A 21,165-nucleotide genomic window follows, 5' to 3' on the forward strand; every position below is an offset into this window, starting at 1 on the left:
TTACTCCTTGTCTTTGGTATCCGGCAGTTGCCAGAAATCGAAAAAGTTAAACCAGTCAAGCGGCGACTGAAGCGCATAGTGCTCCAGGCGTTCGGCGTAGCGATCGATAGCATTCTGTAACGCGTGTTGCCGGCTGGCGCGCGGTAAGAGCAACGGGTCGGCAAACGGCTCGCAGTGAATGCGTAGTTTATTCTGCTGGCGTAGGGCAAAAATCAGATCGACCGGGCAGCGTAAAATAGACGCAAGGATAAACGGCCCCTGCGGGAAGGGAGCAGCTTGTCCCATAAAGCGGCTCCAGCAGACGCGCCATTCGCCGCCACGTTGGGTATTTACCGCGATGCGATCGCCGACGATGGCGATCCATTCTCCGCGCTCCAGTTTCTCTTTGAGCAGAATGGCGGTATCCGGGCCGATATCGTTCACCGGAAGCAGGTTTAGTCCGGCCTGTGGGGCCATCTCTTCCATGATTTGCCTGAAACGCTGGGCGTTCTCGCTGAATACCAGTGCATTGATGGTTTTGCTGCCCTGTAGTTGGGCCAGAGCCCTACAGGCTTCGACATCGCCCAGATGTGAAGCCAGCAGTAGTTTTCCCCGCGGATCGCTGACGTTTAACGCCTCTTCTGCGCCTGGCGCGAAAACCACATCGCGACCAAAGTGCAGTTCACCGCGCCAACTGGCAATTTTATCTAACATTGCGTCGCCAAAACGCAGGAAATGTTGATAGCTGGTTAGGTTTGACGGCACTGCCATCTGACGTGCGGTCAGTTGTGCCCGTACGCGGCTAATCCAGCTCTGAGATGCTTTACGAGCGGCCGAAGCCGTGAGCCAGTAAACGCCGACTACCGGATATAGCATCAGGGAAAATACCTTGCGTCCCAGAAAACGCCAGACCAGCACCATCAGACGCATTCCCCACAGCCCTTTGACCTCTTGCTGATGTGCCCAGTGTGTGGATGAGCGGCGAAGAAGCAGGGAAGGGATGCGCGGCAACATGCCAAAGAACAGGCGTGTATGCATCCGTGAAATGCGCAGGTTGTCTTTGAGCGCGTCGAAATGGGACAGTCCATCCAGTGGGTAGGTAACCCTGGTTGGAATAAAATAGCTGGTGTTGCCTTGCCAGTAGAGGCGTACCATCACTTCGGTGTCAAAATCCATTCGCTTGCCAAGCGTCACGCGCTGCGCCAGTTGAAGCGTTGGCGCAACCGGATACACCCGGAAACCGCACATGCTGTCTTTTAACTGCAGCGAAAGCGTTTCTATCCACACCCAGACGTGGGTTACCCAGCGTCCGTACAGGCGCGAGCGGGGAATTGAGCCATCGTAAATCGGTTGTCCGGAAATCAGTGCCGTCGGATGTTCTTTCGCCAGCGCAAGCAGTCTGGGAATATCTTCAATGTCATGCTGTCCGTCGGCATCCACTTGCACCGCATGGCTGAACTCTGCGTCTGCCGCGGCCTGCATTCCCCGGAGCACCGCAGCACCTTTGCCCGCGTTTACAGGCAGGCGGATTAATGTCAGATTGCTATTTTCAGCTGCCAGGCGAGCCAGTTCATCCCGTGTGGCGTCATCACTGCCATCGTCGACCACAATGCAGGGGAGGTCAAACGGCTGTAGACGTGCCAGTACGCGCGACATCATCGCGCCATGGTTGTAGCAAGGGATCAGCACGCAAGGGGAAAAGGTTAGTGACATAACCGAATCTTCCCGCTGCTGGCGGTATGACGCGCTTCGCCGTCGTGACGCTGGTAGCTGAAAGAGAGCATCTGACGCTCTTCCTGCCAGCTCAGACTCAGGGTTACGGTTGTTCCCGGCAGGAGCGGTGACTGGAATTTCACGTTCTGAATACTGTGAAAACGCCAGCCGGGGATCAGCAGCGTGGTGGCGTAATGCATCACCCAATCCAGCTGTGCAACGCCAGGCAGCAGCGGCTGCACAGCAAAATGCCCGCTGAACCAGAACAAAGAAGGGTCGAGATGTAAAACGATCTCAGCCTGTTGAGGCTGTGCCTGGTGGCGCTCGATTTCATGGGGTTTCATGAAATAACTCCTGTAATTGCGCATAGACACGCTTGTTCATACTGTTGACCGGGATTTCGTCAATCACGCGCCAGTAGCGAGGAACGGCGACCGGCTCCAGCCACGGCAGCAGCGAGCGCCTCCAGCTCAGCTCTTGCGGTTTACCCCCGCATTCATGCCAGCGTTGACGCGCCTCGTTATCCAGCACTAACAAGACGCCAACTCCCTGACGACCTCCGCGTGAGACGGGCAATGCCGCGACTTCGCGGATACCGTCCAGAGCCAGTAAGCGTTGCTCCACTTCGCTGAGTGAAATACGCTTCTCTTCAATTTTGACCACGCGACCCCGTCTACCCATCAGACGGAACTGCCCGCTTTCTGTAAAATGCAGAATATCGTCGAGCAACAGGCCATCATCAGCGGCGATAAGTGGAGAAAACACGCGAAATGCCTCATTTTCTGGCTGGAATCTGACCCCAGGGAAGGGCTGCCATGCCACATCATCCCGCTGGCGATAACGCCAGGCGAGGATACCGGTTTCGGTGCTGCCGTAGATCTCATCGGGCCATACGTTCAGCCAGTCAGCGGCCTGCGTGACGTCCTGCCAGGGCAGCATGCCGCCTGCGGACAGAATCATCTCGACCGGCGGCGGGGTAAGCTGATGATCGAGGCGTTTCAGAAACGCCGGGCTGCTGATAAACACATAGCGATGTTCATGGCTTAGCGCCGCCAACTGCTCGGCGTACCACAGCATTGCAGCATGTAACGGTAAACCTAAGGCCATTGGCAAGAAGATACGAAACGTCAGACCATACAGATGCTGTGGCACCACTGACGCGACCACCCGACAACCTGCCAGGCGATCGGCAAAACGCGTCGCGAGCAGCGCGGCTTCGTTATCCAGACGATTGATTGGCTTGATGACCCGTTTCGGCTGGCCGGTGGAGCCGGAGGTGAAGAGTTCCACGAAGGCGTCGCTGGGTATTGCCGGGAAAGTAATATCGTAGGTAGCGGGTTTCATGGCAGAACTGACAACCAGCAGTGCACCTTGCCAGTCCAGCGCTTTATCGCTCAGTACGCCATCAAACAGCGCATGCTGCTCGTTTAATAATGAAACACGGCAATGACCAGGGATCACCGGTATTTTGCCTGCGTGGAGCGTTGCCAGCAGTGCGACGATAAATAAATAACTGTTCTCGAAGCACAATGCCCAGCGTTCACCTTCCTGCTGCTGCAGATGCGTTATCAACCGGGCCACATCATGGCGCAGATGACCAAGTGTCCAGGTGTGCTCTTCCTGCCACGCTACAGGCACTCCGTCCGGACGTGGGGCACTGAGCCATTGAGCAAGAGTGAGGGGCTGCTTCATTGGGTATCTCGTTTTATCATCTGTTGGCGAACTAACCACTCACCCGCCATGAGTGTTCCCATCAGCAGATAGGAGATCATACCGTTCCAGGTCGTCCACAGTGACATATCGCCATACAGTGCGGTAAAAAGCGCAACGCTGCCGTTAAGGATGAAAAAGGCGCACCAGATTTGCGTCACACGGCGAGTGTAGCGCACACCTGCTTCGGGAAGGTTTGGGTCACGCAGTCGCGCCAGCCGTTCGACAATTGGCATGGCTGACCAGAGTGAGCCGCCAAATACCGCCAGCATGACGCCATTTACCACCACCGGATAAAACAGCAACAGTTGGTGCGTTTTGAGCAGATAGCTGGCAATGCACAGTGTGATGCCAGCGACCGCCACTACCTGTGTCACGACGCGCAACGGCCCCGCCTGTCGCCGGGTCTGGCGAAAGCGTAAAAACAGGAGTAGCGCCATCAACGGCAGCAGCCAGTGCAGGCTGTTATGCGCCAGGCCAAACCAGATTAAAAATGGCCAGGCCAACAGCAGTAAACCTGTTAGCAGTTGTACGACTGGCAGCGAGCGAGTGCCCGACACGGTGAGTTACGCTTCTTTGAGAAGGCGTTCTACCGCATCGACGACATCTTGTACGGTGCGTACTGCTTTGAACTCTTCCGGCTTGATTTTCTTACCGGTTTTCTTTTGCAGATGCACGATCATGTCGACGGCATCAATGCTGTCGAGCTCCAGATCTTCGTACAGGCGTGCCTCAGGCTTGATATCCTGTGGGTCGACTTCGAATAGCTTAACCAGCAGCGAGGAGACTTCTTCGTAAATGGCTTTTTGTTCGGTCATAACGGACTATCCTCAGGCACGTTGCGCGTGAATGAAAGATGCCAGCGTGGCGACGGAGAAGAAGTGCTGGCGCATCTCTTCACTCTCAGCAGAGAGCACCACGCCATACTCGTTTTTCACCGCCAGACCCAGCTCCAGAGCATCGATCGAGTCCAGCCCTAAGCCATCACCAAAGAGTGCCGCTTCGGTTTCAATATCGTCAGCTGTCAGTTCGTCGAGATTCAGTGTCGTTATAATGAGATTTTTGATTTCAAGATAAAGCGCTTGCATCATTAATTCCTGAAAGAGGTAAATTACCTGGTTGTAATTGAAGCAAAAGATGCCGGTTTAACTGCCTTGCGGCCAGCGCCGGTTCTTGTGAATTTGCATCGTAAAATTGATCGATTTTAACTCGTTCGTGTACTGAAATAGTAAATACGGGTTTTACCGATGGGACGTCATACCATTTGCTTTCTTTATCCAGCATTTGTTCGCTGCAGTTAATGGTCACTATGCGTAAATCGCTGCTGCAGCGCACAGCGATATTTGCTGCACCGCGCTGTAGCGTCATTTCCTCTCCGGGGCGTGTGCGAGTACCCTCGGGGAAAATTAAAATTGTATCGCCTTGTTCCAGCCGTTGCTGGCAGGCAGGCAATAGCGCATCGGCCTGACTATTAATCAGGTAATCTGCCGCCCGGACTACGCCGCCGAGGAACGGATTCTTCAGGAGCGCGCTTTTCACCAGGCAGTCCGTTTCCGGCATAACCGAGGCCAGTAACACATAGTCGATTAGCGTCGGATGATTGGCGACCACCAGACACCCTCGCTCTTTGCGCAAGATGTCTCGTCCTTCAATGCGGTAATCCAGTACGCCAAGTCGTTTCGCCACGGTTAAAAAGAGACGAAAACTGGCGGCAATGCTGCGTCTGGCGATGCGCCGACGTCTGGTATTATTCCATATCGCAACTAACAATAAGTTAAACCAGATAGTAGAAAGCAGTAGTCCCCCGAGACCAAACAAGGCAAAGCAAAATCCGGTCATTACCAGCCGCCATCCCCAATTAAGGCGCAGAAGTATCCTGTTCATCCCTGACTCCACTGCCACTGCACGCGTTCACCCGGCAGGGTAAACGTATCGATATCCTGTAGATAGTGCTGTAAAAACAACAAGCTTTGCGGCAACGTGGTCTCACTATGGGCGCTATGCGGACGGGTTTTGCATTGCCAGGTATCACCTGATTCAATTACCAGCGCGACGGCAAATGGCCATGTCGGCATTTCAGGAGGCAGTTGTGGGTGATAAAACTCAGGCAGAAAACCGTCGAAATCGACCATTAACACGCGCTGATATCCCGCCTGCAACAGGCTCATGACTTCGCATAATCCTTGCTGGAATGTATCCCTGCCTGCAGAGAGTGAGGAAGAGACGATCGGTTTTTTCGCAGCGATAGTCAGGTTACCCACGGCGGAGTTATGCACAGAAAGGGCAAAATCGGTCGGTGAGAGTGCCTGCTCTGTTGCCAGGGCGTGCAGGATCCGGTAGTTACGCTCCAGTTCACCGTGGCGGCTGGTATAGAGGATGGCATCGATCTCATGGCGGCGTAGCATCGCCAGCCCGCAATCGACGGCCAGCTTGCTGCCGGAACTGAGGCGGCGAGCCGTCATCATCGGTAACTCACTGAGTTTAGCCAGTGGTGCGGCTGGATCGATAGCGTGCGAAAGCCGTGACCATTCATGCCACTGTGTCCTTTCGCTTAACCCTGGCGCCTTGGCCTGCCAGTCGATAATGTTTAATGCAAATTTCATCAACGCGCGTCCGCGATAAATCGGTAGTTCCGATTGTTTATTATTTTTTCTTCTGACATATCAATAAAGTATGTCCAACACCTAAGTTGTCGTGGCGTTCATCTACCTGAAATCCTGCCTGATTCAGATAGTGATAAAACTTCTCTACGCTGTAGAAACGGCTGTTGCCATTCGCCATACAGGTAAAATAAAGCGAAGACGCATTCAGGCTAAATGAGGCCGCTTCAAATTTTTGGGCATCCCAAAACAGTTCCATAATGCACAACTTTGCGCCGGGTTTCATCACGCGGGCAATATTGCTAAGCATGGTGATAATTTGTTCCGGAGAAAAACAATCCAGGAATTGGCTCATCCACCAGATATCCGCCTCGGCGGGTAAAGGCGAATCGCTAAGCATATCCACAGGATGGAAATTTATGCGATGAGATAATCCTGCATTTTCGATATTTTCACGTGCAAGTGCAATTTGTTGCGGTAAATCTAATAGGGTTACTGCAATATTGTCATCATGTTGACAACAACGTAATGCCCATTTCCCGGTATTTCCGCCAATATCGTACAGGGTTGCAGGGGCGCTGGCGAATACATATGGCAGTGCGGCGTCAAATGCCCCATCTGAATAGTAATGATCGAAAGCAAACCAACTTTCACGCGCAGCCGGCGGTAATTGCGACAGAGCGGGATAGATTGTTGGCCAGTCACCAAAGATTTTTAATCCAGCGGGTTTACCTTCTTTCAGTGCATTCTCCAGATAGAACAAACCCTGATAGCAAACATCCTGGGTGAAATCCATATTCACACGCGTCATCGTGTCATGTAAAAGAAAATGACCGACTTTAGCGAGGTAATAATGCCCCTCTTTATAGGTAATGATTCGCCCGCTTAACCCCATATCCAGCAGTATGCTGGCGGCATATTCGTTGATGGTACTGTTTTCAGTAATTTCGTCGAGTGTCGCGCCGCGTTTACCTTGCTTGTCCAGCCAGGCGAGTACTCCCGCATTTCGCAGGCACAACGCGGTTTGAAAAAGCATAGGGGCAAATGCGATTCGTTGTGCTTCAGTAATGGCATCCAGTGCGCTAAGCGAATCCTGTTCGTACATGTGGGAACAACCTGTTAAATGGCAGATAGTTAGAGTATCGGGCCTTATCGGCCCGACTTTAGGCATAATTACAGATTGGCACCGGTTGACAAATTGATCTGGATGTCTTTATCCAGATTGCGCACCCAGCGGTTATAGTTTTTGTGAATTTTCCCGCCTGAAGCCTGCAGATTGAGGCTGCTGTCATATTTGATGTCGTAGCTGGTGGCGGTATAGGTAATACGGACTTCAGCCACATGATCGCGGGTTTGCTGACGTGCTTTGATGACGCCAGGGCTAACCTCAGACATGATCCACTGGCGTTGAACGCCTGCTTTCAGAATTGCGGTTTTAACCTGATCCTGAGTGTGCCCTGCGCTAACGCTGGAGTGTACTTGATCAATCGGCGCGGTACGCGCACAACCTGCCAGCGCACCGACAACAGCAATTGCCGCAAACCATTTAATATACTGTTTCATTAAAACTCCCTATCAAAGTACTGTTTATACGTGTTAAATAATAAGCTGCGAAATAATGATCACCCGCATCACCTTGTGATTTTATTTAAGCTAAATTTGTGGTCTATTTCACAAGACTGATAGCAAGGTGATGGAATTACCTGAGTATAATATTCTATGTTTTTCTGCAACGGAAAGTCTACGTCGCTATTGTCGGTGATAAGTATAGGTTGTCAAGCAAACGATATCAATGGAAATAACCTTTAAATATAGAGGGTTGGTTTGGGTTAAATGATTTTTGAAATTTATTGTTTTATATATTCAATTCATGAATTTAATGTGTTTCCTTAAATAAGATAATGAACTTATTTTCATTATCTTATTTATGGCAAATCGGCATATATATCTACGCTTATACCAGTTTAATGGTCGTGTAAGAACTACCCCGGTTGGTAGTTTTTTCAGGGAAGCCGGCTTTTGGGTCTGCCTGGTCCAAGTAAAATAGCCAGTTTGCTGCCGCCTGTGGTGGTTTCCATCCAAATTTTGCACACGCTGGTTAATGGTACGGAGAGCAGCATTCCTACCGGGCCGAGTAGCCATCCCCATACCAGCAAGGAGAGAAATACGATCAGCGTCGACAATCCTAAGCGATGTCCCATCATGCGTGGCTCAAGGATGTTACCAATCACCATATGTACCGCCAGAAAAAGTGCGCCAACGAGCACGCATTCGTAGATGCCATTGAACAACAGTGCCTGGATCATCGGTGGTACGGCGGAAATGACGGAACCAATATTGGGTACGTAATTTAACAGGAATGCCAGTACGCCCCACATCAGAGCAAACTGAATACCCATTAGCGCAAGCCCAAGCCAGATGATAGCTCCTGTCCATAGGCTGAGTAGCGTTTTTAGCGCCAGATAGTGAGAGACGCCCTTTAATGCCCGATGAAGACCAGCAATATGGATTTGCGGATTATTCAGCGCAAAACGCATTTTGTAGGGGACATGGCGTACTTCAAACAGCATAAATACCACCGTCATTACCAGCAGGACGACGCTTGCCATCGCACCGGAAACTCCGGTCATCAGCGTGGTTGTAAAGGTCATCAGCTTGTCAGAATCAATGCGTTGTAGCATGCGCTCTGGCGACATATGCAGATTAAGAAAGGGCATCATATCCTGCAGATACAGTACTTTGCGTGTTAGCTCCTTGTTGTACTTTGGCAGCATGCCGATAAACTCATTGACTGAGGAAGCAAGAACACCCACCAGCGCGGTGAGAACGATCAACATCACCATCACTACCAGCGTAATGGCGATCGGTCGACGTACTCCCCGGCGAATAAACCAGGTGACCAGTGGATTCAATACAATGGCAAAAAAGAGGGCCAGCAGTAGTTGCACAATAATATCTGCGGCGGCATGTATGCCTGCGAGGATAACAACCAGAGCGGCAAGTTTGAGCAGAATGTGCAAACCCGTTTTATCGGGCGGAGAGGTTGTCATGTATTCTTCCTTTTTACGTTTTGCATTAAGTGTAGCGGCTGGCTTGCGACAGATATTCCTAATCTGGCTGCTGATTTCTCTTCTGCAACATGGTAGATATGAAACACTGTTGTAAAAATGTGGTGACCCTCCATGCCCGAACCCGTCGCTGAACCAACGTTTAGCGGATTACGTCTCAATCTGCGCATTGTCTCCGTGGTGATGTTTAACTTCGCCAGCTACCTGACTATCGGCTTGCCGCTCGCGGTTCTGCCGGGATATGTCCATGATGTTATGGGCTTTAGCGCCTTCTGGGCCGGACTGGTGATTAGCCTGCAGTATTTCGCCACGCTACTGAGTCGTCCCCATGCTGGTCGATATGCCGATCTGCTGGGGCCGAAGAAGATCGTAGTTTTCGGACTGTGTGGCTGCTTTTTAAGTGGTCTGGGCTATTTGCTGGCAGGTTCGACCAGCGGCTGGCCAATGGCGAGTTTGCTGCTGCTGTGTCTGGGACGCGTGATACTGGGAATTGGGCAAAGTTTTGCTGGCACGGGATCCACGTTGTGGGGCGTGGGAGTAGTGGGGTCAATACACATTGGCCGGGTGATTTCGTGGAATGGCATCGTCACCTACGGCGCGATGGCGATAGGCGCACCACTAGGCGTACTGTGCTATGCCTGGGGCGGATTACAAGGACTGGCATTAACCGTCATGGGGGTGGCGCTACTGGCGATACTGCTGGCACTCCCTCGCCCGGCAGTGAAGGCCAGCAAGGGCAAACCGCTGCCGTTTCGCGCGGTACTCGGACGCGTCTGGTTGTATGGCATGGCGCTGGCGCTGGCCTCCGCAGGATTTGGGGTGATCGCCACCTTTATTACGCTGTTTTATGACGCCAAAGGTTGGGACGGTGCTGCATTTGCGCTAACGCTGTTCAGTTGCACGTTTGTCGGTACTCGTTTGTTATTCCCAAATGGTATCAATCGGTTAGGTGGTTTGAATGTGGCGATGATCTGCTTCAGCGTAGAGATCGTTGGGCTGCTGCTGGTAGGGATGGCATCCATGCCGTGGATGGCGAAAATAGGCGTTTTGCTGGCAGGTGCGGGATTCTCGCTGGTCTTCCCTGCGTTGGGCGTAGTGGCGGTAAAAGCTGTACCGCAACAGAATCAGGGTGCTGCGCTGGCAACTTATACGGTGTTTATGGATTTATCGCTAGGGGTCACCGGGCCGCTGGCGGGGTTGGTGATGACATGGGCGGACGTGCCAGTTATCTATCTGGCGGCAGCCGGGCTGGTTGCGGTGGCGTTCCTGCTGACCTGGAGGCTAAAAAAACGGCCCCCGATTGCATCATCGGAGGCCGCATCATCATCTTAACGATTACTGGATAACCAGGGTGTTAATGATATTTTCTGCGGTAGTCTGCGCTTTCTGCTGATCGTCAGCAGGCAACGTGATTTGCAGAGTCAGCAGCTGGTTGTTGACTTTCCCCAGTACCACGGAAGAGTAAGCAGTCTGGCCTTTCGCGGAGATGATGCTGTCTAACTGCTGAAGAGTGTGACCTTTCAGTTCAATCGACTTGTTAGTGACCACCTGTAACTGCGGGTCACGGCTGCGCTGCTGATCTTCCAGACGTTTTGCCAGAACAGCCAGGTCTTCGCTGGTATCATCGCCGACAATCACAATCACTGCTTTTTGGCCGGTAGCATCAGAGTACACGTGCATGTTGTTGGCCTGAGTACCCAGCTTGCCGCTCTGATCGGTCATGTCTGCTGGCAGGGAAAAACTGAGTTTGCCATCCAGCAGGCTAACCGGTTGTCCGGTAGCGCTACTTTCTGCGGCAGCACCCTCTGCTGGCGCTTTTGAATCGCTATTATCACAGGCCGCAAGCCCCATAACCAGCAGGCCAATACCGACATATTTAACCAGATTGCGCATTGACTTCTTCCTTTCGATAAACGGCCATAACGGCTCATTCGTCCATCTTATCACAACTCGGAAAATGAACCTTTAACTCGTCTGCAATGCCGATATTTCGGATTTATCTGCCAGCCTTTTCAGTAACATATTCAACAGCACGCCGTACATCGGCAGGAAGAAAATAATACTGATCAGCACCTTGAAGCAGTAATCAACAAGCGCGATTTCCATCCAGTGCTCTGCCATAAAGGCATCCGGGCTACGCCAAAAGGCGATAAAGAAGAAGGCCAGCGTATCGCTGATATTGCCAAACAACGTTGAAGCCGTGGGTGCCAGCCACCAGCGACGGTTCTGACGCAGACGGTTGAAGACATGCACGTCCAGAATTTGTCCCAGCGCGTAGGCCATAAAGCTGGCGGCGGCGATACGGGCAACAAACAGGTTAAAGTGCAGCAGCGCGCCGAATCCCTGCCAGGATCCCATATAAAACAGTGCTGAAATAACATATGAGATCAGCAGCGCGGGGACCATCACTGCAAAGATGATGCGTCGTGCCAGCGGTGCGCCAAAAATACGTACGGTCAGGTCGGTTGCGAGGAAAATAAACGGAAAGCTAAAAGCACCCCATGTGGTATGAAAACCAAAGATGGAGATCGGAAGCTGCACCAGATAGTTGCTGGAGGTGATCACCAGCAGATGAAATAGCGATAGCCAGAACAACGCTTTTACGCGCTGAGTTTGTGTAAACGGAGTCATATTGTGACCTTTTTGTTGGATGGGGTGAGGGAACCCAATAAAAAACCGTCGCATGATACTGCTTTAAGAGCACATTGCAATGGTTGTTTTTCACGCAATCGTTAACCTGATTGGCTTACTGACCAACAGAGCGTAAAATAACGCCGTTTTTTATTGAACGAGATAATGATGAGCGATTTGTTTACCTCTCCCGACCATACCCTTGATGCACAGGGACTGCGCTGCCCGGAACCGGTAATGATGGTGCGTAAAACCGTACGCGGCATGCAGGCCGGAGAAACGCTGCTGATTGTCGCGGACGATCCGGCGACAACCCGCGATATTCCCGGCTTCTGCACGTTTATGGAGCATGAGTTGGTGGCAAAAGAGACCGACTCTCTGCCGTACCGTTATTTAGTGCGTAAGGGTCAGTAATCGCTGCCGGATGCCGACGCTAAAGCGCCCCATCCGGCCGACATAACGCGTTATCCTTTACGTAACAGCCGCAACGCGTTGGCAGTCACAAGAACCGTCGCCCCCGTATCTGCCAGCACCGCCAGCCACAATCCGGTGATCCCGAGCAGTGTGGTAATCAGAAAAATTCCCTTCAGTCCCAGCGCAATCGCAATATTCTGACGAATATTGGCGTGAGTGGCACGCGCCAGTTGAATCATTTGTACCAGACCACGCAAACGGTTATGGGTCAGGGCGGCGTCTGCCGTTTCCAGCGCGACGTCGGTCCCGCTTCCCATTGCAATGCCGATAGTGGCGGCTTTCATTGCCGGAGCGTCGTTAATTCCGTCACCGACCATTGCCAGCGGCGACTGCTGGTTCAGGCTGGTTACCACCCGAACTTTATCTTCCGGCAGTAGCCCGGCTTTGAACTCCAGACCCAGCTCACTGGCAATCGCTGCTGCCGCTCGTGGATTATCGCCGGTGAGGATCACACCTTTCACACCTAACTGATGAAGCTCGCTGATGGCGGTGCGGGCGTCGTCACGCAACGTATCCTGCAAGGCAATTACACCCAACACGGCATCGTTGCGCAGCACCAGCACTACCGTTTGTCCTGCGCTTTCCAGTTCACTTATCTGCCCGGTAAAGGCTTCGGCAGGTTGTTTACCTGCGGCGCAAATCAGCACGCGTTCGCCATTAACCTGCGCTTCAATGCCTGAACCAACCAGCGCACGCTGTGCTTTGGCCCCTGGGATAGTCAATTCACGGGTTTGTGCTTCGCGAACAATCGCCTGTGCCAGTGGATGCGTGGCGCCTTGTTCTACCGCCGCCGCCAGTGCCAGGAGTTCGGACTCGCTGATATTGCTCGCTGGATGAATGGCTGTTACGCGGGGTTTACCTACAGTCAGCGTTCCGGTTTTATCAAACGCCACCTGAGTGACTCTGCCCAGTTGTTCCAGTGCCGCACCGCCTTTAATGAGCGCCCCACGACGTGCCGCTGCTGCCAGACCGGAGGTGATCGCTGCAGGCGTAGAGATAACCAATGCGCATGGACAACCAATCAACAACAGCGTCAGCCCTTTATAAATCCACTCCTGCCAGGATGCAGCAAACAGCAGCGGCGGCACGAGGGTGACCAGCAGGGCAACCGCCATAATAGCTGGGGTGTAAATCCGGCTGAAGCGGTCAATAAAACGCTCAATGGGCGCGCGACGCTCGTCGGCTTCTTCAATTAGTTTCAGAATGCGGTCAATGGCGCTGGCACCGGGTTCAGAGAGAACTTCAAGTGTGACCAGACGGTCGACGCTGGTTGCGCCCGCCGGGACTTTTTCGCCGGTTGCGCGTTCAACCGGGATAGATTCGCCGGTGAGTGCGCTTTCATCAAAACTGGCAAAATCGGAGACCAGTTTGCCATCGGCAGGTAAACGTCCACCCGCGGCAACTTCGATAATGTCGCCAGGCTGGAGAGTATGAATGGCGACCTCTTCACGCTTGCCATTATGCAGGCGTGTGGCGGTTTCTGGTTTCAGTGCCATCAGGGCGCTGACGCCTTTACGGGCGCGGCTGGCTGCCCATCCTTCCAGGCGTTCGCCAATTAAGAACAGCAGTAAAACCATCGCGGCTTCAGCCGTGGCACCAATAAACAGCGCGCCAATGGCGGCAACGCTCATCAGTGTTTCAATGGCGAAGTAGCTGCCGGTTTTCATCAGGCGCAGGGCCTGACGGGCAATGGGATACAGACCAACCAGCGTGGTGGCGATAAACGCCATCTGACCAAAGGGGTGATTGAACTGCTCCAGTCCCCAACTGATAGCCATCATGATGACCAGCGTAATCAGCGGCAGGTTCTCTTTAAATCGGGACTCGGGGGCCTCTTGCGGAGCCTGCTCATCGCGCAGGGTATAGCCTGCCTTTTGCACCGCTTTTTCAATTTGTTGGCGGATATCGGCGTCGGTATTGACCACCAGTTTTTCAGTCGCGAACAGCACCTGAACGTGATTGACACCACTGACCTGACGGACCGCATTTTCAACTTTACGGGCGCAGGCAGCGCAATCCATACCCGCTACTTTCCAGGAATAGCGAGTACCTTCAACGGCATCGGAAACGGGCGGTGGGGTTGAGCAACTCCCTTCACAGCAGCAGTCATCTGCCTTCTGTGGTGCAGGAGCAAGCTTGAATGAAGAAAACTGTGGGGCCTTTTTGCCATTGGCATCTGGTGTCGACATGGCATCCTCCGGTCGATAATCATTTCGTATTAACCGGAGGATACACTCTGGAGTCGACTCCAGAGTCAAGCGTTTTTAAAGATACAGCGAACGAACAATCAGGAAATGTCCGGCAAAGTAGCAGGCGGCGGCAATTGCATTATCAGCGCGGAAGCGGCAACGATAATGACTTCCCAGCCAGACAATATTGCCGACAAACAGTAACGCGGCCCCCATAAATGCTGACAGCGCCGGGGCAGTTGGGCGGAAGAACCAGAGCTCACCGGCCATCCATACCATCATCAGGGTGATGCCGATAAAGGTACATATTGCTAAGCGAAGCTCTTCCAGTCGCGTCCAGATCACGGCGATCAGTAAGGCTCCTATCACCAGCAGCACCAACGGCAGTGGCCAGAAGAACGACAGTGTCATTTGGCTGGCGAAATAAATGGTATACAGCAAATGCGACAGGAAAAACGCGCCCACGGCATACAACAGGCGTTGACGTGGCAACAGTGTCAGTGCATCGCCCAGTAGTGAGGCAAACAAGCCTGCCAGCACCAGGTAGCTGACGGCGTTAAACATCGGCGCCTGCCAGGCCAGTAACAGCAGGAGTAATAATGTGAGTGGCTTAAAGACCCAACGTTGCCAGACGGGGCCACGATAAGAGGCATCTACAAACAGCCATGCGGAAAGACAGACAGCGATAAACGACCAAAGCATCTTAGTTCCTTGAATTCGTTATTTTTTCGTAAGCGGGGTGCCTACGGCTCTTCTGACCAGTGTAGAGGCCGATAGCGCCAGATGACAACACCATAACAGGCAGGTTATGCTTATTTCCGCATTTTCTGATGGGTTAATAATATGAGTAAACCACCACTTTTTTTCATTGTTATCATTGTATTAATTGTTATCGCCGCATCGTTTCGCTTTGTTCAGCAGCGACGTGAAAAAGCGGATAATGATGCCGCACCGCTGGTGCAAAAGCAGGTGGTGGTAAGTAATAAACGAGAAAAGCCGCTTAACGACAGGCGTTCACGTCAGCAGGAAGTGACTCCGGCGGGCACCAGCATGCGTTATGAAGCGAGCTTCAAGCCGCAAAATGGAGGTCTGGAGCAGACGTTTCGTCTTGATGCGCAGCAATATCATGCATTAACGGTCGGGGACAAGGGCACGCTGAGTTACAAAGGCTCGCGCTTTGAGGGGTTTAGCGCACAACCGTAATTGAGCAGGCCGGATAAGGCGTAAACCGCCATCCGGCATTGCGGTTACTTCTTCAACTGAGTCTTAATTTTCTTCTGCCAGACCAGTAGCTCAAACACGCCAAACAGAAAAATGCGGATTTTCTCACCGCGGGTCATCTGCGGGCCATCTTTTGGTAACGTGCTTTTTAACAGCGCTAACTGCATCCCATGCATCAGTGCCATAAACACCAGTGCAACGTTAACGAAGATGTTGAGTGGGCGTGGAAACGGCTGAAAAATATTAAGCAGTAAAAAGGCCCAGACGCACAGCATCAATAAGCGTCCCAGATTAATCAGCATTGTGCTCTCCTTTGGCTTCGCGTTGATACAGGCGATAGGCGACCTGTCCGGCTACCTTTTCGCGATACAACGACCAGTTAACAGGAACCGGAGGCAGACCGTTTTCAACTTCGCTTTCCACGTAAATATACGCCTCGTTTGCCAGCCAGTTGTTTGTTTCCAGAAGAGTTAATGTTTCTTCCAGTAAACCTTTGCGAAAAGGTGGATCAACAAACACCACATTATGCGGCGTACCCGCCTGGGCCAGAAACGCGAGCGTGTTGGTGTTGATGACGCGGGCATGGCTTGCCTTAAGTGTGGCAAGATTCTTTTGTAACTGCTGCGATACCGCACGGTCCATCTCCAGCAGCGTGGCGTCTGCTGCATAACGGGAGAGGGCTTCCAGCCCCAGCGCGCCGCTTCCGGCGAAGCAGTCGAGGCAACGCGCGTCGACCATCACCGGGGCCAGCCAGTTAAACAATGTTTCGCGGACTCGGTCGGTCGTCGGTCGTAAACCGGGACTGTCCGGAACCGGGAGTTTACGGCCCCGCCATTGCCCGCCAATAATGCGGATCTGACCGCTGCCTGAGTGATTCGGTTTTTTCATTTCGATTATTGCTCAATCCGCCTATAGCATGTCGTTCCAGGCGGTGATGTGAGTTGAGTTAAGTGATAGACTATTTCATCATTTTTATAGCTGCTATGTACATAGCGTTGACGCTGTGCCATGAAGCAACAGCGGGGGAGTGTAGTCGCAAATGGCGAAAGAGAAAAAACGTGGCTTTTTTTCCTGGCTGGGCTTTGGTCAAAAAGAGCAGGCACCGGAAAACGAGACAGAATTAAAAAACGAAGAACAACAATCGGTTGCCGAAGAAACTGTCGTCGTAGAGGAACAACCTCGCGCGCAGGAAACGCATAGTGAAGCGGAATCAGAAGCTTTTGCTGCTGAAGTTGTTGAAGTCACGGAACAGGTTGCGGAAATCGAAAAGCTGCAGCCTGAAATAGAGCCCGTTGCCGAACATGTTCAGCCGGTTGTTGAAGCACCTGAACCGACAGTGGCCGCCGTTGAGGTTATTGAACGCGAAGAGTTGCCGCTGCCGGAAGAGGTGAAAGCTGAAGAAACTTCACCTGAGGAGTGGCAGGCCGAAGCGGAAACCGTTGAAATTGTGGAGGCGGTTGAAGAAGAAGCGGATAACGAACCGCAACTGACTGACGAAGAGCTGGAAGCGCAGGCGCTGGCAGCCGTGGCGGTGGAAGAAGCCGAAACTGTTGTACCGGTTGAAGGCACCCCAGCGGAAGAGGGTTTGGTAGAGGAAACGGTAGAAGAAGAGGCCGCGCAGGAGCAGGAAAAGCCGACGAAAGAAGGTTTCTTTGCGCGTCTTAAACGCAGCTTGCTGAAAACAAAAGAAAACCTCGGTTCCGGATTTATCAGTCTGTTCCGTGGTAAAAAGATCGACGATGATCTGTTTGAAGAGCTGGAAGAGCAGTTACTGATCGCTGACGTGGGTGTGGAAACCACCCGCAAGATCATCGCCAATCTGACGGAAGGCGCCAGCCGCAAGCAACTGCGTGATGCAGAAGCGCTGTATGGTCTGCTGAAAGATGAAATGGGCGAGATTCTGGCAAAGGTTGATGAACCGCTGAATGTTGATGGTAAAACGCCATTTGTTATTTTAATGGTGGGTGTGAACGGTGTGGGTAAAACGACCACCATCGGTAAGCTGGCGCGCCAGTTTGAGCAGCAGGGTAAGTCGGTGATGCTGGCAGCCGGAGACACCTTCCGTGCTGCGGCGGTAGAACAGCTGCAGGTCTGGGGTCAGCGTAACAACATCCCGGTGATTGCTCAGCATACCGGCGCGGATTCCGCATCCGTTATCTTTGATGCTATTCAGGCTGCGAAGGCGCGTAACGTTGACGTGCTGATCGCTGATACTGCAGGTCGCTTGCAGAACAAAGCGCACCTGATGGAAGAATTGAAAAAAATCGTTCGTGTCATGAAGAAGCTGGACGAGGATGCGCCGCATGAAATTATGCTGACCCTTGACGCCAGTACCGGGCAGAATGCAATAAGCCAGGCCAAACTGTTCCATGAAGCGGTGGGATTGACCGGTATTACCCTGACCAAGCTGGACGGTACGGCGAAAGGTGGAGTAATTTTCTCGGTTGCCGACCAGTTTGGCATCCCTATCCGTTATATCGGCGTGGGCGAACGTATCGAGGATTTACGTCCGTTTAAAGCGGACGATTTTATAGAGGCACTTTTTGCCCGAGAGGATTAACAATGATTCGCTTTGAACATGTCAGCAAGGCCTATCTCGGTGGGAGACAAGCGCTGCAGGGAGTCACATTCCATATGCAGCCTGGCGAGATGGCGTTTCTGACCGGCCACTCCGGTGCGGGGAAAAGTACCCTGCTGAAGCTGATCTGTGGAATTGAGCGGCCCAGCGCCGGGAAAATCTACTTCAGTGGGCATGACATTAGCCGTTTAAAAAACCGTGAAGTGCCTTTTCTGCGCCGTCAGATCGGGATGATTTTTCAGGATCACCATCTGTTGATGGACCGAACCGTTTTTGACAACGTAGCAATCCCGCTCATCATTGCGGGTGCCAGCGGGGACGATATCCGTCGCCGCGTGTCGGCGGCACTGGACAAGGTCGGGCTGTTGGACAAAGCGAAGAACTTCCCGATTCAACTCTCCGGCGGCGAACAGCAGCGCGTGGGGATTGCCCGTGCGGTGGTGAATAAGCCTGCGGTACTTCTGGCGGATGAACCTACAGGGAACCTCGACGATGCGCTGTCGGAAGGGATCTTACGCTTGTTTGAAGAGTTTAACCGCGTAGGAGTAACGGTATTAATGGCAACGCACGATATTGGGCTGATCTCCCGACGTTCATATCGTCAGCTTGTCCTGAGCGATGGACATCTGCATGGAGGCCTGGCTCATGAATAGGCGCGACGCTATCAATCAAATTAAACAGTTTGGTGGCCGACTGGACCGCTTCCGTAAATCGGGCGGTGCTCCGGGGGACGGTGGTCGCAACGCGCCAAAGCGTGCAAAATCATCGCCGAAGCCGAACTCGCGTAAAACCAACGTCTTTAACGAGCAGGTGCGCTATGCATTCCAGGGGGCGTTACAGGATCTGAAAAGTAAGCCACTGGCGACATTCCTGACGGTGATGGTAATCGCCATCTCCCTGACGCTGCCAAGCGTCTGCTACATGGTTTATAAGAACGTTAACCAGGCGGCAAGCCAGTATTATCCGTCCCCGCAGATCACTGTTTATCTGCAAAAAACGCTGGATGACGATGCGGCGGCGCGGGTGGTGGGTCAATTGCAGGCAGAGCAGGGCGTGGAGAAAGTGAATTATCTTTCCCGCGATGATGCGCTGGGCGAATTCCGCAACTGGTCCGGTTTTGGTGGTGCGCTGGATATGCTGGAAGAGAACCCGCTTCCGGCTGTGGCGGTGGTGATCCCGAAACTGGATTTCCAGGGCACGGAGTCGCTGAATACGCTGCGTGACCGTATTACGCAAATCAATGGTATTGATGAAGTTCGCATGGATGACAGCTGGTTTGCGCGGCTGGCTGCGCTGACGGGACTGGTTGGGCGTGTGTCAGCGATGATTGGCGTGCTGATGGTGGCAGCGGTCTTCCTGGTCATCGGTAACAGTGTACGTCTGAGTATCTTTGCTCGTCGCGATACCATTAACGTACAGAAACTGATTGGTGCAACGGATGGATTTATCCTGCGACCGTTCCTCTACGGTGGAGCGCTGTTAGGTTTTTCTGGCGCATTTCTTTCACTGATTTTGTCAGAAATTTTGGTGATGCGGCTGTCGTCAGCGGTAACAGAAGTGGCGCAGATTTTTGGAACAAAGTTTGATATCAATGGCTTATCATTTGATGAATGCCTGCTGCTTCTGCTGGTGTGCTCGATGATTGGCTGGGTGGCAGCCTGGCTTGCCACGGTTCAACATTTACGCCACTTTACCCCCGATTAAAAAATCTCTGGTATAATCTTTCCCTGCACTGAGTAGTTCGCTCTGCAGGGAAAGAGTCACTGTTTTCTCTTCCCGGCGCATTCATCGTGATGTCACATTTTGTGCGTAATTTATACACAATACGACATGGAACTTGTGGATAAAATCACTGTCTGATAAAAGATTGAATGATATTCTCGTTGCTCATAAGCTCTGGCATGGTTGTTGCTATTGGTTTTCCATCGCGCCAGATGATACAGATTGAGAGGATTTGAATGACCAAAGAAATGCAAAATTTAGCTTTAGCCCCTGTTGGTAACCTGGAGTCTTACATCCGGGCTGCGAACGCGTGGCCGATGTTGTCGGCTGACGAGGAGCGGGCACTGGCTGAAAAGCTGCATTACCAGGGCGATCTGGAAGCAGCTAAAACGCTGATCCTGTCTCACCTGCGCTTTGTTGTTCATGTTGCTCGTAATTATGCGGGCTATGGCCTGCCGCAGGCGGATCTGATTCAGGAAGGTAATATCGGCCTGATGAAAGCCGTGCGCCGTTTCAACCCGGAAGTGGGTGTGCGCCTGGTTTCCTTCGCCGTGCACTGGATCAAAGCTGAGATCCACGAATACGTTCTGCGTAACTGGCGTATCGTTAAAGTCGCGACCACCAAAGCACAGCGTAAGCTGTTCTTTAACCTGCGTAAAACCAAGCAGCGTCTGGGCTGGTTTAATCAGGATGAAGTTGAAATGGTTGCTCGTGAGCTGGGTGTTTCCAGCAAAGACGTCCGCGAAATGGAATCCCGTATGGCGGCGCAGGACATGACGTTTGATATGTCTTCGGACGACGAGTCCGACAGCCAGCCGATGGCTCCGGTGCTTTATCTGCAGGATAAATCGTCTAACTTTGCTGACGGCATCGAAGATGACAACTGGGAAGAGCAGGCGGCTAACCGACTGACCGACGCAATGCAGGGTCTGGACGAGCGTAGCCAGGACATCATTCGTGCCCGTTGGCTGGACGAAGACAACAAGTCGACGTTGCAGGAACTGGCCGATCGCTACGGCGTCTCCGCTGAACGTGTGCGTCAGCTTGAAAAGAACGCCATGAAAAAACTGCGCGCGGCAATCGAAGCGTAACCTTCCAGTAAACCTGGAAATGCTTATAAACCCTGGATGAAAATCCGGGGTTTTTTGTTTTTATCTCTCCTGCTCTCTCCTGAGGTCTATGCTTTTTGTCATCAAGTTGTTATCTGCATGTCAAATTTAGCTATTCCAAAATAATAAAAATCGGGTATGTTTTAGCAGAGTATGCTGCTAAAGCACGGG

The 21,165-nt window shown here is 52.4% G+C and carries 24 protein-coding genes; 7 read left to right on the plus strand and 17 right to left on the minus strand.

The genetic code is table 11. The annotated features are described in order from the left end of the window. The 11 genes from OGY01_RS10500 to OGY01_RS10550 all read right to left on the minus strand — a co-directional run bounded on the left by OGY01_RS10500 (position 1) and on the right by OGY01_RS10550 (position 9,052). A complete protein-coding gene (locus tag OGY01_RS10500; RefSeq protein ID WP_286493081.1) occupies positions 1-1,692 on the minus strand; it encodes a glycosyltransferase family 2 protein in 1,692 nt (563 codons plus the stop codon). Further along, positions 1,683-2,036, minus strand: coding sequence for an ApeI family dehydratase (locus tag OGY01_RS10505; protein ID WP_045448564.1), 354 nt, complete (start codon positions 2,034-2,036; stop codon positions 1,683-1,685). Before OGY01_RS10505 ends, OGY01_RS10500 begins: the two co-directional genes overlap by 10 nt. Continuing rightward, positions 2,023-3,384, minus strand: a complete 1,362-nt coding sequence (locus tag OGY01_RS10510; protein WP_045448562.1) for an AMP-binding protein — start codon at positions 3,382-3,384, stop codon at positions 2,023-2,025. Before OGY01_RS10510 ends, OGY01_RS10505 begins: the two co-directional genes overlap by 14 nt. Beyond that, on the minus strand, positions 3,381-3,962 hold the full coding sequence (locus tag OGY01_RS10515) for a COG4648 family protein (RefSeq protein WP_045448560.1): 582 nt from the start codon (positions 3,960-3,962) through the stop codon (positions 3,381-3,383). The genes OGY01_RS10510 and OGY01_RS10515 overlap by 4 nt, the downstream gene beginning before the upstream one ends. Positions 3,963-3,968: 6 nt before the next feature. Next, positions 3,969-4,220 carry an acyl carrier protein gene (locus OGY01_RS10520; protein WP_005121566.1) on the minus strand — a complete coding sequence of 84 codons (252 nt, stop codon included), beginning with the start codon at positions 4,218-4,220 and terminating at the stop codon, positions 3,969-3,971. A 12-nt stretch (positions 4,221-4,232) separates the two neighbouring features. Continuing rightward, entirely contained in the window at positions 4,233-4,490 is a 258-nt protein-coding gene (locus OGY01_RS10525) for a phosphopantetheine-binding protein (RefSeq protein ID WP_016154854.1), read from the minus strand. Further along, positions 4,471-5,286: a lysophospholipid acyltransferase family protein gene (locus tag OGY01_RS10530; RefSeq protein ID WP_045448556.1), complete on the minus strand. Its 816-nt coding sequence runs from the start codon at positions 5,284-5,286 to the stop codon at positions 4,471-4,473. The genes OGY01_RS10525 and OGY01_RS10530 overlap by 20 nt, the downstream gene beginning before the upstream one ends. Then, the gene (locus OGY01_RS10535; RefSeq protein WP_286493082.1) at positions 5,283-6,005 is read right to left on the minus strand and encodes a beta-ketoacyl synthase chain length factor; all 723 of its coding nucleotides are present in this window, start codon (positions 6,003-6,005) and stop codon (positions 5,283-5,285) included. The genes OGY01_RS10530 and OGY01_RS10535 overlap by 4 nt, the downstream gene beginning before the upstream one ends. A gap of 40 nt (positions 6,006-6,045) precedes the next feature. Further along, entirely contained in the window at positions 6,046-7,107 is a 1,062-nt protein-coding gene (locus OGY01_RS10540; RefSeq protein WP_045448552.1) for a class I SAM-dependent methyltransferase, read from the minus strand. Positions 7,108-7,175: 68 nt separating this feature from the next. Continuing rightward, complete coding sequence (locus OGY01_RS10545; RefSeq protein WP_144243109.1) at positions 7,176-7,553, minus strand: hypothetical protein; 378 nt, start codon at positions 7,551-7,553, stop codon at positions 7,176-7,178. 452 nt (positions 7,554-8,005) lie between these two features. After that, on the minus strand, positions 8,006-9,052 hold the full coding sequence (locus tag OGY01_RS10550) for an AI-2E family transporter (protein WP_045448548.1): 1,047 nt from the start codon (positions 9,050-9,052) through the stop codon (positions 8,006-8,008). A gap of 132 nt (positions 9,053-9,184) precedes the next feature. On the opposite strand from OGY01_RS10550, the gene OGY01_RS10555 reads away from it, so the two are divergent. Continuing rightward, complete coding sequence (locus tag OGY01_RS10555) at positions 9,185-10,402, plus strand: MFS transporter (RefSeq protein ID WP_045448546.1); 1,218 nt, start codon at positions 9,185-9,187, stop codon at positions 10,400-10,402. A 3-nt stretch (positions 10,403-10,405) separates the two neighbouring features. Here the strand turns inward: OGY01_RS10555 and OGY01_RS10560 are convergent, their stop codons facing one another. Both OGY01_RS10560 and OGY01_RS10565 read right to left on the minus strand, forming a co-directional pair. Then, positions 10,406-10,963 (minus strand): DcrB family lipoprotein, encoded by a 558-nt coding sequence (locus tag OGY01_RS10560; protein WP_045448544.1) that lies wholly within the window; start codon positions 10,961-10,963, stop codon positions 10,406-10,408. 72 nt (positions 10,964-11,035) lie between these two features. Then, a complete protein-coding gene (locus OGY01_RS10565; protein WP_045448542.1) occupies positions 11,036-11,701 on the minus strand; it encodes a 7-cyano-7-deazaguanine/7-aminomethyl-7-deazaguanine transporter in 666 nt (221 codons plus the stop codon). A 168-nt stretch (positions 11,702-11,869) separates the two neighbouring features. On the opposite strand from OGY01_RS10565, the gene tusA reads away from it, so the two are divergent. Further along, entirely contained in the window at positions 11,870-12,115 is a 246-nt protein-coding gene (tusA, locus tag OGY01_RS10570) for a sulfurtransferase TusA (protein ID WP_003827551.1), read from the plus strand. 50 nt (positions 12,116-12,165) lie between these two features. Here tusA and zntA read toward each other — a convergent pair whose 3' ends face one another. Both zntA and OGY01_RS10580 read right to left on the minus strand, forming a co-directional pair. Beyond that, positions 12,166-14,364 carry a Zn(II)/Cd(II)/Pb(II) translocating P-type ATPase ZntA gene (gene zntA, locus OGY01_RS10575; protein WP_286493083.1) on the minus strand — a complete coding sequence of 733 codons (2,199 nt, stop codon included), beginning with the start codon at positions 14,362-14,364 and terminating at the stop codon, positions 12,166-12,168. Positions 14,365-14,439: 75 nt separating this feature from the next. Further along, entirely contained in the window at positions 14,440-15,066 is a 627-nt protein-coding gene (locus OGY01_RS10580) for a lysoplasmalogenase (protein ID WP_286493084.1), read from the minus strand. Positions 15,067-15,207: 141 nt separating this feature from the next. Between OGY01_RS10580 and OGY01_RS10585 the strand changes: the two genes are divergently transcribed. Continuing rightward, positions 15,208-15,567 carry a DUF2500 domain-containing protein gene (locus tag OGY01_RS10585; protein WP_045448536.1) on the plus strand — a complete coding sequence of 120 codons (360 nt, stop codon included), beginning with the start codon at positions 15,208-15,210 and terminating at the stop codon, positions 15,565-15,567. Between the two features lie 44 nt (positions 15,568-15,611). Here OGY01_RS10585 and OGY01_RS10590 read toward each other — a convergent pair whose 3' ends face one another. Both OGY01_RS10590 and rsmD read right to left on the minus strand, forming a co-directional pair. Further along, a complete protein-coding gene (locus tag OGY01_RS10590) occupies positions 15,612-15,887 on the minus strand; it encodes a DUF1145 family protein (RefSeq protein WP_045448534.1) in 276 nt (91 codons plus the stop codon). Next, complete coding sequence (gene rsmD / locus OGY01_RS10595) at positions 15,877-16,473, minus strand: 16S rRNA (guanine(966)-N(2))-methyltransferase (RefSeq protein ID WP_045448532.1); 597 nt, start codon at positions 16,471-16,473, stop codon at positions 15,877-15,879. Before rsmD ends, OGY01_RS10590 begins: the two co-directional genes overlap by 11 nt. Before the next feature lie 151 nt (positions 16,474-16,624). On the opposite strand from rsmD, the gene ftsY reads away from it, so the two are divergent. The 4 genes from ftsY to rpoH all read left to right on the plus strand — a co-directional run bounded on the left by ftsY (position 16,625) and on the right by rpoH (position 20,976). After that, positions 16,625-18,145, plus strand: a complete 1,521-nt coding sequence (ftsY, locus tag OGY01_RS10600) for a signal recognition particle-docking protein FtsY (protein ID WP_286493085.1) — start codon at positions 16,625-16,627, stop codon at positions 18,143-18,145. Between the two features lie 2 nt (positions 18,146-18,147). Beyond that, the gene (gene ftsE / locus OGY01_RS10605) at positions 18,148-18,816 is read left to right on the plus strand and encodes a cell division ATP-binding protein FtsE (RefSeq protein WP_006687468.1); all 669 of its coding nucleotides are present in this window, start codon (positions 18,148-18,150) and stop codon (positions 18,814-18,816) included. After that, positions 18,809-19,867, plus strand: a complete 1,059-nt coding sequence (ftsX, locus tag OGY01_RS10610) for a permease-like cell division protein FtsX (RefSeq protein ID WP_045448527.1) — start codon at positions 18,809-18,811, stop codon at positions 19,865-19,867. Before ftsE ends, ftsX begins: the two co-directional genes overlap by 8 nt. 254 nt (positions 19,868-20,121) lie before the next feature. Then, positions 20,122-20,976, plus strand: a complete 855-nt coding sequence (gene rpoH / locus OGY01_RS10615) for an RNA polymerase sigma factor RpoH (protein WP_045448525.1) — start codon at positions 20,122-20,124, stop codon at positions 20,974-20,976. The last annotated feature ends 189 nt before the right edge of the window (positions 20,977-21,165 follow it).

It is taken from the genome of Citrobacter sp. Cm038 (genome assembly GCF_030333105.1).
GTDB classification, from domain to species: domain Bacteria; phylum Pseudomonadota; class Gammaproteobacteria; order Enterobacterales; family Enterobacteriaceae; genus Citrobacter; species Citrobacter murliniae.